Source organism: Pseudomonas sp. GQ91, assembly GCF_059758795.1.
Map to the genome: position 1 here is coordinate 528,148 of NZ_JCAXED010000002.1, position 14,932 is coordinate 543,079.

Sequence of the window (14,932 nt, forward strand, 5' to 3'; positions counted from 1 at the left end):
CGGGGCTGCCAGGGCCCGGACTTATTTATCGCAGAACTCAGTTACCGCTAGAGTTCAGCGCTTCGGTCAGTGCAGCTTCCACTTCACTGGCGCTTACGCGCAGCGGCTTGTCGGCATCACGACGACGCTTACGCTCGCTGTGATAAGCCAAACCGGTACCGGCCGGGATCAGACGACCCACAACTACGTTTTCTTTCAGGCCGCGCAGGTAATCGCGCTTGCCGGTTACCGCTGCTTCGGTCAGTACGCGAGTGGTCTCCTGGAAGGAGGCCGCCGAGATGAACGACTCAGTGGACAACGACGCCTTGGTGATACCCAGCAGCACGCGAGTGAACTTGGAAACGAATTTCTCTTCGTTCGCCAGGCGCTCGTTTTCTACCAGCACATGAGTCAGTTCCATCTGGTCGCCCTTGATGAAACTGGAATCGCCGGATTCAGCGATTTCAACTTTACGCAGCATCTGACGCAGGATGGTCTCGATGTGCTTATCGTTGATCTTCACGCCCTGCAGACGGTAAACGTCCTGGATCTCGTTGACGATGTACTTGGCCAGCGCACTCACACCCAGCAGACGCAGGATGTCGTGTGGATCGCTCGGGCCGTCGGAGATAACTTCGCCGCGGTTTACCTGTTCGCCTTCGAACACGTTCAGGTGACGCCACTTCGGAATCAGCTCTTCATACGGATCACTACCGTCGTTCGGGGTAATGACCAGGCGGCGCTTGCCCTTGGTCTCTTTACCGAACGCGATGGTGCCGCTGACTTCAGCCAGGATCGACGCTTCTTTCGGACGACGAGCTTCGAACAAGTCGGCAACACGCGGCAGACCACCGGTGATGTCACGGGTCTTCGAAGTTTCTTGCGGGATACGAGCGATAACATCACCGATCGCAATCTTCGCGCCGTCCGCCACACCGACCAGGGCGTTGGCTGGCAGGAAGTACTGAGCGATTACGTCAGTGCCTGGCAGCAACAGATCCTTGCCGTTGTCGTCGACCATCTTCACGGCAGGACGGATGTCCTTGCCGGCCGCTGGACGATCTTTAGCGTCAAGTACTTCAATGTTGGTCATACCGGTCAATTCGTCAGTCTGACGCTTGATCGTGATGCCTTCTTCCATGCCCACGTAGGTCACGGTACCTTTCATTTCGGTAACGATTGGATGAGTGTGCGGATCCCACTTGGCCACAATTGCGCCAGCGTCGACCTTGTCACCTTCTTTAACCGAAATCACGGCACCGTACGGCAGCTTGTAGCGCTCACGCTCACGACCGTAGTCATCAGCGATGGCCAGCTCACCGGAACGGGATACGGCAACCAGGTGGCCATCCACTCGCTCAACGTGCTTCAGGTTGTGCAGACGGACGGTACCGCCGTTCTTCACCTGAACGCTGTCAGCCGCGGAGGTCCGGCTTGCCGCACCACCGATGTGGAACGTACGCATGGTCAGCTGAGTACCCGGCTCACCGATGGACTGGGCAGCGATAACGCCGACCGCTTCACCGATGTTCACCTGGTGACCACGAGCCAAGTCACGGCCGTAGCACTTGGCGCAAATACCGTAGCGGGTTTCGCAGCTGATCGGCGAGCGAACGATCACTTCGTCGATGCTGTTGAGTTCGATGAACTCGACCCACTTCTCGTCAACCAGAGTACCGGCAGGCACGATAACGTCCTCGGTACCTGGCTTGAACACGTCACGGGCAATGACACGACCCAATACGCGCTCACCCAGCGGCTCTACAACGTCACCGCCTTCAATGTGCGGAGTCATCAGCAGGCCGTGCTCGGTGCCGCAATCGATCTCGGTGACAACCAGATCTTGTGCAACGTCTACCAGACGACGCGTCAGGTAACCGGAGTTAGCGGTTTTCAACGCGGTATCCGCCAGACCTTTACGAGCACCGTGAGTGGAGATGAAGTACTGAAGTACGCTCAACCCTTCACGGAAGTTCGCAGTAATCGGCGTTTCGATGATGGAACCGTCCGGCTTGGCCATCAGGCCACGCATACCGGCGAGCTGACGGATCTGCGCGGCAGAACCCCGTGCGCCCGAGTCGGCCATCATGTACATCGAGTTGAAGGATTCCTGGTCAACTTCGTCGCCGTGACGGTCGATGACCTTCTCTTTCGAGAGGTTGGCCATCATCGCCTTGGAGACTTCGTCGTTGGCCTTGGACCAAAGGTCGATCACCTTGTTGTACTTCTCGCCCTGGGTTACCAGGCCGGAGGCGTACTGGCTTTCGATCTCTTTCACTTCGTCGGTGGCAGCACCGATGATGCGGGCTTTCTCATCCGGGATAACGAAGTCGTTAACACCGATGGAAACGCCGGAAATGGTCGAATAGGCAAAACCGGTGTACATCAACTGGTCAGCGAAGATCACGGTCTCTTTCAGACCAACCACGCGGTAGCACTGGTTGATCAGCTTGGAGATCGCCTTTTTCTTCATCGGCAGGTTGACGACGTCGTACGACAGGCCTTTTGGCACAACTTGATACAACAGCGCACGGCCGACAGTGGTGTCGACGATACGGGTGTTGGTCACGCTGCCGCCATCACGGTCGTTGACGGTTTCGTTGATCCGCACTTTGACCTTGGCGTGCAGTGCGGCTTCGCCAGCACGGAACACACGGTCGACTTCCTGCAGATCCGCGAATACACGGCCTTCGCCCTTGGCGTTGATCGCTTCACGGGTCATGTAGTACAGACCCAGTACAACGTCCTGCGACGGAACGATGATTGGCTCACCGTTGGCTGGCGACAGAATGTTGTTGGTCGACATCATCAACGCGCGCGCTTCCAGCTGGGCTTCCAGTGTCAGCGGTACGTGCACGGCCATTTGGTCGCCGTCGAAGTCGGCGTTGTACGCAGCACAGACCAGCGGGTGCAGCTGGATAGCCTTACCTTCGATCAGTACCGGTTCAAACGCCTGGATGCCCAGACGGTGAAGGGTCGGCGCACGGTTGAGGAGTACCGGGTGTTCGCGAATCACTTCAGCGAGAACGTCCCAAACCTCTGGCAGTTCGCGCTCGACCATTTTCTTGGCCGCTTTGATGGTGGTCGCGAGACCGCGCATTTCCAGCTTGCCGAAAATGAACGGCTTGAACAGCTCGAGAGCCATTTTCTTCGGCAGACCGCACTGGTGCAGACGCAGGGTCGGACCTACGGTAATTACCGAACGACCCGAGTAGTCAACACGCTTACCGAGCAAGTTCTGACGGAAACGACCTTGCTTACCCTTGATCATGTCAGCCAGGGATTTCAGAGGACGCTTGTTCGAACCGGTGATAGCGCGGCCACGACGACCGTTGTCGAGCAAGGCGTCGACCGCCTCTTGCAACATACGCTTTTCGTTACGCACGATGATGTCCGGAGCGGACAGATCAAGCAGACGCTTCAAGCGGTTGTTACGGTTGATCACGCGGCGGTACAGGTCGTTGAGGTCGGACGTCGCGAAACGACCACCGTCCAACGGTACCAGCGGACGCAAGTCTGGCGGCAGAACCGGCAGAACGGTCAGCACCATCCACTCTGGCAAGTTGCCGGAACCCTGGAAGGCTTCCATCAACTTCAGACGCTTGGACAGTTTCTTGATTTTGGTTTCGGAGTTGGTTTGCGGAATTTCTTCGCGCAGACGACCAATCTCGTGCTCCAGGTCGATCGCGTGCAGCAGCTCGCGGACAGCTTCGGCACCCATGCGGGCATCGAAATCGTCGCCGAACTCTTCCAGCGCTTCGAAGTACTGCTCATCGTTCAGCAGCTGGCCTTTTTCAAGCGTGGTCATGCCTGGATCGATAACGACGTAGCTCTCGAAGTAGAGAACGCGTTCGATATCACGCAGGGTCATGTCCATCAGCAAGCCGATACGCGACGGCAGCGACTTCAGGAACCAGATGTGGGCAACCGGCGAAGCCAGTTCGATGTGCGCCATGCGCTCACGACGAACCTTGGCCAGCGCAACTTCAACGCCGCACTTCTCGCAGATCACACCACGGTGCTTCAAGCGCTTGTACTTACCGCACAGGCACTCGTAATCCTTTACCGGGCCAAAGATCTTGGCGCAGAACAGGCCGTCACGCTCAGGTTTGAACGTACGGTAGTTGATGGTTTCCGGCTTTTTAACTTCACCGAACGACCACGAACGGATCATCTCAGGCGATGCCAATCCAATACGGATGGCGTCGAACTCTTCGACTTGACCCTGGTTTTTCAGCAAATTCAGTAGGTCTTTCAAGGCCTTTCCTCCTGGCGGAGCAGAGAGCGGGCATCACTGCCACGCTCTCGATTCGCGTCACGTGTTATTCGGTTTCCAGATCGATATCGATGCCGAGGGAACGAATTTCTTTGATCAACACGTTGAAAGACTCGGGCATGCCCGGCTCCATACGGTGATCGCCATCCACGATGTTCTTGTACATCTTGGTACGGCCGTTCACATCGTCCGACTTCACTGTGAGCATTTCTTGCAGAGTGTATGCGGCACCGTATGCTTCCAGTGCCCAGACCTCCATCTCCCCGAAACGCTGACCACCGAACTGCGCCTTACCACCCAGCGGCTGCTGGGTAACCAGGCTGTAAGAACCGGTAGAACGAGCGTGCATTTTGTCGTCTACCAAGTGGTTCAGCTTCAGCATGTACATGTAGCCAACAGTAACCGGGCGCTCGAACTTGTTGCCGGTACGGCCGTCGAACAGCTGCATCTGGCCGCTTTCTGGCAGGTCAGCCAGTTTCAGCATGGCCTTGATTTCAACTTCCTTGGCACCGTCGAACACCGGAGTGGCCATTGGTACGCCGCCACGCAGGTTCTTCGCCAGATCCAGGATTTCCTGGTCAGAGAAGGTGTCCAGCTCTTCGTTGCGACCGCCGATCTCGTTATAGATCTCGTGCAGGAACTTACGCAGGTCCGCGACCTTGCGCTGCTCTTCGATCATACGATTGATCTTCTCGCCCAGACCTTTGGCCGCGAGGCCCAGGTGGGTTTCGAGGATCTGACCAACGTTCATACGCGAAGGTACGCCCAACGGGTTGAGGACCACATCGACCGGGGTGCCATTGGCATCGTGCGGCATGTCTTCAACCGGCATGATCACGGAGACCACACCTTTGTTACCGTGACGACCGGCCATCTTGTCGCCCGGCTGGATGCGGCGACGGATTGCCAGGTAGACCTTGACGATTTTCAGCACGCCTGGAGCCAGGTCATCGCCTTGCTGCAGTTTGCGCTTCTTGTCTTCGAACTTGTCGTCCAGCAGACGGCGACGATCAACGATATAGGCCTGGGCCTTCTCGAGCTGCTCGTTCAGAGCATCTTCAGCCATGCGCAGCTTGAACCACTGGCCATGCTCAAGACCGTCGAGAACTTCGTCGGTGATGTCCTGACCTTTCTTCAGACCTGCGCCGCCTTCAGCCTTGTGGCCTACCAGAGCGGAACGCAGACGTTCGAAGGTCGCGCCTTCAACGATACGGAACTCTTCGTTCAGGTCCTTGCGGATCTCGTCGAGTTGAGTCTTCTCGATGGACAACGCACGAGCATCACGCTCGACGCCGTCACGGGTGAAGACCTGTACGTCGATGACAGTACCCTTGGTACCGGTAGGTACACGCAGGGAAGTGTCTTTAACGTCGCTGGCTTTTTCACCGAAGATGGCACGCAACAGCTTCTCTTCCGGAGTCAGCTGGGTCTCGCCTTTCGGAGTGACCTTGCCGACCAGGATGTCGCCCGCGCCTACTTCAGCACCTACGTAAACGATACCGGCTTCGTCCAGCTTGTTCAGTGCAGCTTCACCCACGTTCGGGATGTCTGCAGTGATTTCCTCTGGGCCAAGCTTGGTGTCACGGGCCACACAGGTCAGTTCCTGGATGTGGATCGTGGTGAAACGGTCTTCCTGAACAACACGCTCGGACAGGCAGATGGAGTCTTCGAAGTTGAAGCCGTTCCACGCCATGAACGCGATGCGCATGTTCTGGCCCAGCGCCAGTTCACCCATGTCGGTGGACGGACCGTCGGCCATGATGTCGCTGCGCTGAACCCGATCACCCTTGCTCACCAGCGGACGCTGGTTGATGCAGGTGTTCTGGTTCGAGCGGGTGTATTTGGTCAGGTTGTAGATGTCGACACCGGCTTCGCCAGTCTCCACTTCGTCATCCGCAACACGCACCACGATACGGCTGGCATCAACGGAGTCGATCACGCCGCCACGACGCGCCACGACGCAAACGCCGGAGTCACGGGCTACGTTACGCTCCATGCCGGTACCTACCAGCGGCTTGTCAGCACGCAGGGTGGGTACAGCTTGACGCTGCATGTTGGAACCCATCAACGCACGGTTGGCGTCATCGTGTTCCAGGAACGGGATCAGCGACGCTGCGACCGACACTACCTGCTTCGGCGATACGTCCATCAAGGTGACGTCTTCCGGCGCCTTGACGGTGAACTCGTTCAAGTGACGAACAGCTACCAGCTCGTCGGTCAGGACTTTCTTGTCGTTCATCGTGGCCGAAGCCTGGGCGATCACGTGATCGGCTTCTTCGATGGCGGACAGGAACACGATCTCGTCGGTGACCAGAGCGTCTTTCACCACGCGGTACGGGCTTTCCAGGAAGCCGTACTGGTTGGTGCGCGCATAGGCCGCCAGGGAGTTGATCAGACCGATGTTCGGACCTTCCGGCGTTTCAATCGGGCATACACGACCGTAGTGAGTCGGGTGTACGTCACGCACTTCAAAGCCAGCACGTTCGCGGGTCAGACCGCCCGGGCCCAGTGCGGATACACGGCGCTTGTGGGTGATCTCGGAGAGCGGGTTGTTCTGGTCCATGAACTGCGAGAGCTGGCTGGAACCGAAGAACTCTTTCACCGCCGCAGCCACTGGCTTGGCGTTGATCAGGTCTTGCGGCATCAGGCCTTCGCTTTCAGCCATCGACAGACGCTCTTTGACCGCACGCTCAACACGTACCAGGCCAACGCGGAACTGGTTCTCGGCCATTTCGCCTACGCAGCGAACACGACGGTTACCCAGGTGGTCGATGTCATCGACGATGCCTTTGCCGTTACGGATATCGACCAGGGTCTTCAGGACCGCAACGATGTCTTCCTTGCACAGCACGCCCGAACCTTCGATCTCGGTACGACCGATACGACGGTTGAACTTCATCCGGCCGACCGCAGACAGGTCATAACGCTCTGGACTGAAGAACAGGTTGTTGAACAGGGTTTCGGCAGCGTCTTTGGTAGGTGGCTCGCCAGGACGCATCATGCGATAGATCTCGACCAGCGCTTCCAATTGGTTGCTGGTGGAGTCGATCTTCAGGGTGTCGGAGACGAACGGACCGCAGTCGATGTCGTTGGTGTACAACGTCTCGATGCGAACAACCTGGGCCTTGGCGATTTTTGCCAGGATCTCGGTGTTCAGCTCGGTGTTGCACTCAGCCAGGATTTCGCCTGTGGCCGGATGCACGATCACCTTGGCGGTAGTGCGACCCAGGACGTAGTCCAAAGGCACATCCAGCGAGGTGATACCGGCTTTTTCGATCTGGTTGATGTGGCGCGCAGTAATACGACGGCCCGCTTCAACAATGACCTTGCCTTTGTCGTCCTGGATATCCAGAACCGCAATTTCACCACGCAGGCGCGAAGGCACCAGTTCCAGGCTGAGGGTTTCATCCTTCAGGCTGAATACGTTGGTGGTATAGAAAGCATCCAGCACTTGCTCGGTGGTGTAGCCGAGCGCGCGCAGCAGTACCGAGGCCGGCAGCTTGCGACGACGGTCGATACGCACGAACACGCAGTCTTTCGGGTCGAACTCGAAGTCCAGCCACGAACCGCGGTACGGAATGATCCGCGCGGAGTACAAGAGTTTGCCGGAGCTGTGCGTCTTGCCGCGGTCGTGGTCGAAGAACACGCCCGGGGAACGGTGCAGCTGGGAAACGATAACACGCTCGGTACCGTTGATAACGAAGGTACCGTTTTCAGTCATCAGTGGGATTTCGCCCATGTAGACTTCTTGCTCTTTGATGTCCTTGATCGCTTTATTCGACGATTCTTTGTCGAAAATGATCAGACGGACTTTTACCCGCAAAGGTACGGCGTACGTAACACCGCGCAACACGCATTCTTTGACATCAAATGCCGGTTCGCCCAGGCGATAACCGACGTACTCCAGCGCAGCATTGCCGGAGTAGCTGATGATCGGGAAAACGGATTTGAAGGCCGCATGCAGGCCCACGTCGCGGAACTGATCTTTGGTCGCTCCCGCCTGCAAGAATTCACGATACGAATCCAGCTGGATAGCCAGAAGGTACGGGACATCCATGACGTCCGGCAACTTGCTAAAGTCCTTGCGGATACGTTTTTTCTCAGTATATGAGTAAGCCATCAGCGTTCCCCAGCTTGGTCACCTGCTTGTTTGGCCCTCCCGACGGGAGCAGCCAGAAAATCTTGCAAACCCCTTGGTTTGCACCACCGCATCGGGTGGCTACAGCGCGTTAATGGCGGCGACCGAGTCGACAGCCAAGAACGGAAAAAGGCCGGTGGCAAGAGCCACCAGCCATCAGCCTTCAGCTTAACGCTTGGGCTGGAGACGCAAGGTCGATGCTTACTTCAGCTCGACTTTGGCGCCTGCTTCTTCCAGAGTAGCTTTGGCTTTGTCAGCTGCGTCTTTGGCAACAGCTTCCAGAACCATGGCAGGAGCGCCGTCAACTACAGCCTTGGCTTCTTTCAGGCCCAGACCGGTCAGTTCACGTACTGCCTTGATCACGTTTACTTTCTTTTCGCCAGCTTCGGTCAGCATGACGTTGAATTCGGTTTGCTCTTCAACAACGGCGGCAGCAGCAGCTGGACCGGCAGAAGCAGCGGCAGCGGAAACGCCGAATTTTTCTTCGAAAGCCTTGATCAGCTCAACAACCTGCAGAACCGACATTTCAGCTACGGCGTTGAGGATATCGTCTTGGGAGATAGACATTGCTGTATTTCCTGAATTGGGGGACGGCCTACGCGGCCATCGAAATAAACAAAAATACGCGAGAGCAACTGCTCAGCCTTAGGCTGCGGCAGCTTCTTTTTGCTCGCGAACTGCAGCCAGAGTACGAGCCAGCTTGCTGGTAGCGCCTTGAATCACGCTCATCAGCTGCGAAATGGCTTCGTCGCGGGTCGGCAGTGTTGCCAGTACGTCGATTTGGTTAGCTGCGAGGAACTTGCCCTCGAACGCAGCTGCCTTGATCTCGAACTTATCCTGACTCTTGGCGAACTCTTTGAACAAACGGGCAGCAGCGCCTGGATGATCCTTGGAGAATGCGATCAGAGTCGGGCCGGTGAACACGTCGTTGAGAACACTGTATTCAGTGTCAGCAACAGCGCGCTTGAGCAGGGTGTTACGTACAACACGTACGTATACGCCAGCTTCACGAGCCTCTTTACGGAGTCCGGTCATAGCGCCTACTGTCACACCACGGGCATCAGCCACGACAGCGGACAGAGCAGCTTTGGCAGCCTCGTTGACTTCAGCGACGATGGCCTTCTTGTCTTCGAGATTAATTGCCACGGGTTTAACTCCTGCTTGTTACCGTTTCATCTGGCCGAAGCCGGATGTCGTTTTGGTGTCTGATTCGGTAAGGAACCGGGAGCACCATCTGCGTAGGCTTGATGGTTTAAGACTTGCGTCGCCTACGGTCTTGGATAGCCCCCGCCAGGCAGGGACCCCAATTTTTTCAATTGACGCAATCGCTTGCGCCAACCTGTGTCTTATACGTCCAGCGAGCCTTGGTCGATGACCAGACCTGGGCCCATAGTGGTGCTCAGGGTAACGCGCTTGACGTAGATGCCTTTCGAGGAAGCCGGCTTGATACGCTTGAGATCAGCGATCAGGGCTTCAACGTTTTCCTTCAGCTTGACGGCATCGAAGCCGACTTTGCCAACGGAGGTGTGAATGATGCCGTTTTTGTCGGTGCGATAACGGACCTGACCAGCCTTGGCGTTTTTGACCGCGGTGGCTACGTCTGGGGTTACGGTGCCGACTTTCGGGTTAGGCATCAGGCCGCGTGGACCGAGGATCTGACCCAACTGACCCACAACGCGCATTGCATCCGGGGATGCGATAACCACGTCATAGTTCAGGTCGCCGCCTTTCATTTCGGCAGCCAGGTCGTCCATGCCAACGCGATCAGCGCCAGCAGCCAGAGCAGCTTCAGCTGCCGGGCCTTGGGTGAAGACAGCAACACGTACAGTCTTGCCAGTACCGTGTGGCAGCACAGTAGCGCTACGAACGACCTGGTCGGATTTACGCGGGTCAACACCCAGGTTTACAGCAACGTCAACAGACTCGCTGAACTTGACAGTCGACAGCTCGGTCAGCAGAGCAGCAGCGTCTACAAAGTTGTAGGACTTGCCCGCTTCGATTTTGCCGGCGATAGCCTTTTGGCGCTTGGTCAGCTTAGCCATTACACACCCTCCACGTTAAGGCCCATGCTACGAGCAGAACCGGCGATGGTACGCACGGCTGCATCCATATCAGCTGCAGTCAGATCCGCGTTTTTGGTTTTCGCGATTTCTTCCAGCTGAGCACGGGTCACGGTGCCAACCTTAACGGTGTTAGGACGAGCGGAACCGCTAGTCAGGCCAGCAGCTTTCTTCAACAGAACCGAAGCCGGGGTCGACTTGGTTTCGAAGGTAAAGCTACGGTCACTGTAAACAGTGATGATCACTGGAGTCGGCAGACCTGGTTCAATACCCTGGGTACGGGCGTTGAAGGCCTTGCAGAATTCCATGATGTTCACGCCGTGCTGACCCAGAGCTGGACCGACGGGTGGACTTGGGTTGGCCTGAGCGGCCTTCACTTGCAGCTTGATGTAAGCGGTAATCTTCTTGGCCATGAGGCACTCCAATTACGGGTTCAAGCGCCTCGAAAGGCTCCCCGGTTACTTGCGCGTTTATCCCAGTGACGACAAAACCCCACAGCCTTGGGCTGCGGGGTTGGGATGCGTTTCCAGCTAGACCTTTTCGACCTGGCTGAACTCCAACTCCACCGGAGTGGAGCGTCCGAAAATGAGCACCGCCACTTGGATCCGGCTCTTTTCGTAGTTAACTTCTTCGACGGTACCGTTGAAATCAGCAAACGGACCATCAGTGACACGAACAACCTCGCCTGGCTCGAACAACGTCTTCGGCTTCGGCTTGTCGCTACCGTCAGCAACACGACGCAGAATTGCTTCTGCCTCTTTGTCGGTGATCGGAGCAGGCTTATCAGCGGTACCGCCGATGAAACCCATGACGCGAGGCGTGTCCTTGACCAAGTGCCAAGTACCCTCATTCATGTCCATCTGAACCAGCACATAGCCAGGGAAGAACTTGCGTTCGCTTTTGCGCTTCTGGCCATTCCGCATTTCAACCACTTCTTCAGTGGGAACCAGAATTTCGCCGAAGCCATCTTCCATGCCTGCCAGCTTTACGCGCTCTAGCAAAGAGCGCATGACATGCTTCTCGTAACCCGAGTAAGCATGCACAACGTACCAACGCTTAGCCACGGGACACCCTTAGCCAACAATCAAGGAAACAAGCCAGCCGAGCAGGGAATCAAGCCCCCACAACAGCAACGCCATAACCAGAACGACAGCCACTACGATCAACGTGGTCTGCGTGGTTTCTTGGCGAGTCGGCCAAACGACTTTACGAATCTCGGTGCGAGCTTCCTTAACCAGTACAGCGAAAGACTTGCCCTTGGCAGTCTGCAGACCTATAAAGGCAGCTACAGCAGCAAGAGCGAGCAAAGCGAGTACACGGTACAGGATCGGCGAAGCAGAATAATACTGGTTGCCAACAACGCCCACGACCACCAAAGCGACGACAGCGAGCCACTTAACCAGATCGAAACGAGAGCTTTGAGCTTCAGCCTTAGGAGTCATCTATGAAGATCCTGTGAAAAGAAAGCCAGACACACAAGGTGAATCTGGCAGGTCAGGAGGGAATCGAACCCCCAACCTACGGTTTTGGAGACCGTCGCTCTGCCAATTGAGCTACTGACCTAAAACAAAATCAGGCCGACCATTATGCAGGCCTGAAAAAGACTTTACAACAACCAACCCCAATAGACCTGAAATCATCCAGCCTTTAAAGCCAGACAAAGAACAATCAAGCCGAGACAGCTGTTAAAACAAAGGCAGATATTTTCATATCTGCCTTGTCATATGGAGCTCTTGAGCGGATTTGAACCGCTGACCTCACCCTTACCAAGGGTGTGCTCTACCAACTGAGCTACAAGAGCGAAACACCTTGCACAACCTGCAAACGTGGAGCGGGTAGCGGGAATCGAACCCGCATCATCAGCTTGGAAGGCTGAGGTTCTACCACTAAACTATACCCGCGGAGCTTGCAGCTCACGCTAAAAATGGTGGAGGGGGAAGGATTCGAACCTTCGAAGTCGTAGACGTCAGATTTACAGTCTGATCCCTTTGGCCGCTCGGGAACCCCTCCTAAGCGAGCCGGCATTTTACTTCATGCCAGCCTTCTGTCAAGCATTTTCTCATTAAAAAATATGAGGTTAGCTGCGTTGACGTCGCTTCGCGCTGTTTCCCCCGAAAGGTCATCACTGCGAAGCGGGCGCCATTCTATGCAAACTAATCGACACTTGCAATGCCTTCGCACGGCATTATTTTGTGTTTTAACTCATTGAATTCGTTGGCAAGGCTTTCAAAGGGCAGATCATCCGCCAAACGCCTGCTTTCAGGCGCCACGCGCAGCCAAAACGTTGAAACACCAGACATGTCCAATGAAAGCATCTTGGCCTTGATATCCAGACTGATCAGCCGTTGCTCTACAAAGTGCGCATCATCCTGTCGGGCAAAGCCACCGATATAGAGGCAGCCGCTTTGCGCTTCAGCGGCCTTGGGACTGTCGCGGCGCACCTTCGCATCAGCCGACTCACTCAGTAACCGGATATCTTGCTGGGACCCGCGATAGAGCGCCAAGGGGGTCACATCTTTCGCACGCAACGGAGCCTCTTGTTGATGCCAGATGTAATAGAAGACATTGAGAACCAGCAATAACAGGAACAACCAACGCATAGAGACCTCAGGACAAAGGACACGCCATCGCCAAACCGATGAAAACCAGATCCGGGACGAGTTTGGCCTGCGGCACAGCGGCCGACACCAGGTCAGCATCCCCGCCCGTCAGGAATACAGTGAAATCATCCCCCCAATAGCTGCGAGCCAGCTCTAACTGCGTCAACACGAAACCTCTCAACATCAGCGTACAACCGCGCTCGACAGCCTCAACGGTGGTGCGCCCCGGCGAAAGGCGCTCGAGAGCCTGCTCGGCAGCCTCATCGTTGTAGCGGATTTTACGGGTATGGGTTCGCAGTTGGTTGCGCATCAGCGGCATGCCCGGACAAATGAACCCGCCCAAGTGCTCACCATCCGCAGCAATAAAATCCGCGGTCGCCGCCGTACCAAAATCAAGCACCAGGCAGGCCCCCGAGGCCAACTTGAACCCACCCAGCATCGCCAACCAACGATCGAGGCCAAGTCGCTCAAAATCTTCATAACCATTCCGTACACCCGCCATCTGCGTTGCAGAGGCCGCACACGAAACGGTAACGCCGAACGCATGAACCAGAGCATCAACCAACTTACTGGTCTCCTCCGCGGCCCGAACGCTTACCAATCGGCAGCGCGTCAGCAATAAATCAGGGAGCGCTATCAGACTATCAATCAATGCAACGTCCGACCCGACGACACCTTCAGCGAAGGCAACTGCCTTGACCGGATCAAACACCCGCCATTTGATAAAGCTATTCCCACAGTCGAGTTCAAGAATCATCACGCAACCTCAGGCTTAGCTCACCACCGCTGAATACTTTTTCGACGCCATCCACACTCAAACGTAGCGCACCTTGACCGTCGACACCCAACACCAGCCCATCAACTTGATTAAGGCCGGCAATAACGGATACGGGCTGCCCCTGCCAGAGATGGTTCAGCTCCCACTCCTCCTGGAGTGCTGCAAAACCAGAGGCTCTATGTCGATCCAGATAGTGTTGTAGCTGCAAACCCAGCTTCCCTATCAGATGATTACGATTGACGGGGACGCCCGTCTCCAACTGCACGGAAGTCCATTGCTGATCGACACCATCCGCGCTCTGCATATTCACGTTGATACCTATACCCAGGACGACGTGACAGATATCCGCAGGATCCCCGACCAACTCCAACAGGATACCGGCAATTTTCTTTTGCCCTACCAATACGTCGTTTGGCCACTTCAAACCGGCAGCTTGCACACCCGACTCTCGCAGGGTCTGCATGACCGCCAGACCAACCACCAGACTCAGGCCTTCCAGCTGGCGCAGACCACCTTCGATACGCAATACAAGGCTGTAATAGATATTCTGAGCCAGCGGACTCACCCACTTTCGGCCGCGCCTTCCTCGTCCCGCCGCTTGCTGCTCCGCAAGCACCAGGAACGGCGCAGCTATGCCCGTGTCAATCAGACGCAGAGCCTGCGCATTAGTAGAGTCAATAGATTCGGATATGTAGACAGGCCAGGCCGAAGAGGGTGCATTCGTCGCAATTTCGCTTGCATCCAGCAGGACCAGCGGCGAAGCCAACTGATACCCCTTGCCCCGAACTTTATGGATAGGCAGACACAACTCGGTCTCAAGATGCTGCAGCTGCTTCCACACCGCACTGCGACTGACGCCCAAGGCAGCACCCAGCGCTTCTCCGGAATGGAATCGGCCATCTTTCAGAAGTTTCAACAACGTCAGCATGCATGTATCGCCTCACAATAAGGCACGCATAATAGCCATGCCTAAGGCCATTGCATAGAAAGTAAGCGGCAAGCGAGATGCGTGATCTCGGGTAGCAGCGTTATTGTTGAGACTTTTCGCGAGCAAGGGCTAGGCGCTCCCCTTGCCCTCGCCGTCACTTTGCGAACGCTCAA

Annotated in this window: 11 protein-coding genes and 4 tRNA genes; all 15 read right to left on the bottom strand. The window is 56.1% G+C overall.

Annotated features, from left to right (window positions below):
• Nucleotides 1–37: 37 nt before the first annotated feature.
• The 15 genes from rpoC to birA all read right to left on the bottom strand — a co-directional run bounded on the left by rpoC (nt 38) and on the right by birA (nt 14,759).
• Nucleotides 38–4,237, bottom strand: coding sequence for a DNA-directed RNA polymerase subunit beta' (rpoC, locus tag AC6CIA_RS04715; RefSeq protein ID WP_339530071.1), 4,200 nt, complete (start codon nt 4,235–4,237; stop codon nt 38–40).
• A 64-nt stretch (nt 4,238–4,301) separates the two neighbouring features.
• Nucleotides 4,302–8,375, bottom strand: coding sequence for a DNA-directed RNA polymerase subunit beta (gene rpoB, locus AC6CIA_RS04720; protein ID WP_339530070.1), 4,074 nt, complete (start codon nt 8,373–8,375; stop codon nt 4,302–4,304).
• A 219-nt stretch (nt 8,376–8,594) separates the two neighbouring features.
• Nucleotides 8,595–8,960, bottom strand: coding sequence for a 50S ribosomal protein L7/L12 (gene rplL, locus AC6CIA_RS04725; RefSeq protein ID WP_005791984.1), 366 nt, complete (start codon nt 8,958–8,960; stop codon nt 8,595–8,597).
• Between the two features lie 78 nt (nt 8,961–9,038).
• Entirely contained in the window at nt 9,039–9,539 is a 501-nt protein-coding gene (gene rplJ, locus AC6CIA_RS04730) for a 50S ribosomal protein L10 (protein WP_003232405.1), read from the bottom strand.
• 200 nt (nt 9,540–9,739) lie between these two features.
• A complete protein-coding gene (gene rplA / locus AC6CIA_RS04735) occupies nt 9,740–10,435 on the bottom strand; it encodes a 50S ribosomal protein L1 (protein ID WP_003176434.1) in 696 nt (231 codons plus the stop codon).
• Complete coding sequence (rplK, locus tag AC6CIA_RS04740; protein WP_003210097.1) at nt 10,435–10,866, bottom strand: 50S ribosomal protein L11; 432 nt, start codon at nt 10,864–10,866, stop codon at nt 10,435–10,437. The genes rplA and rplK overlap by 1 nt, the downstream gene beginning before the upstream one ends.
• A 117-nt stretch (nt 10,867–10,983) precedes the next feature.
• The gene (gene nusG / locus AC6CIA_RS04745) at nt 10,984–11,517 is read right to left on the bottom strand and encodes a transcription termination/antitermination protein NusG (protein ID WP_003176436.1); all 534 of its coding nucleotides are present in this window, start codon (nt 11,515–11,517) and stop codon (nt 10,984–10,986) included.
• Nucleotides 11,518–11,526: 9 nt separating this feature from the next.
• A complete protein-coding gene (gene secE, locus AC6CIA_RS04750) occupies nt 11,527–11,895 on the bottom strand; it encodes a preprotein translocase subunit SecE (RefSeq protein ID WP_076952596.1) in 369 nt (122 codons plus the stop codon).
• 45 nt (nt 11,896–11,940) lie between these two features.
• A tRNA-Trp gene (locus AC6CIA_RS04755) sits at nt 11,941–12,016 on the bottom strand.
• Nucleotides 12,017–12,178: 162 nt separating this feature from the next.
• Nucleotides 12,179–12,254: transfer RNA gene (locus tag AC6CIA_RS04760), tRNA-Thr, on the bottom strand.
• A 26-nt stretch (nt 12,255–12,280) separates the two neighbouring features.
• Nucleotides 12,281–12,354: transfer RNA gene (locus tag AC6CIA_RS04765), tRNA-Gly, on the bottom strand.
• 24 nt (nt 12,355–12,378) lie between these two features.
• Nucleotides 12,379–12,463: transfer RNA gene (locus AC6CIA_RS04770), tRNA-Tyr, on the bottom strand.
• A 143-nt stretch (nt 12,464–12,606) separates the two neighbouring features.
• The gene (locus AC6CIA_RS04775; RefSeq protein ID WP_498310831.1) at nt 12,607–13,053 is read right to left on the bottom strand and encodes a hypothetical protein; all 447 of its coding nucleotides are present in this window, start codon (nt 13,051–13,053) and stop codon (nt 12,607–12,609) included.
• Nucleotides 13,054–13,060: 7 nt separating this feature from the next.
• Entirely contained in the window at nt 13,061–13,810 is a 750-nt protein-coding gene (locus tag AC6CIA_RS04780; RefSeq protein ID WP_498310832.1) for a pantothenate kinase, read from the bottom strand.
• Complete coding sequence (gene birA, locus AC6CIA_RS04785; RefSeq protein WP_498310833.1) at nt 13,800–14,759, bottom strand: bifunctional biotin--[acetyl-CoA-carboxylase] ligase/biotin operon repressor BirA; 960 nt, start codon at nt 14,757–14,759, stop codon at nt 13,800–13,802. Before birA ends, AC6CIA_RS04780 begins: the two co-directional genes overlap by 11 nt.
• Nucleotides 14,760–14,932 lie beyond the last annotated feature (173 nt).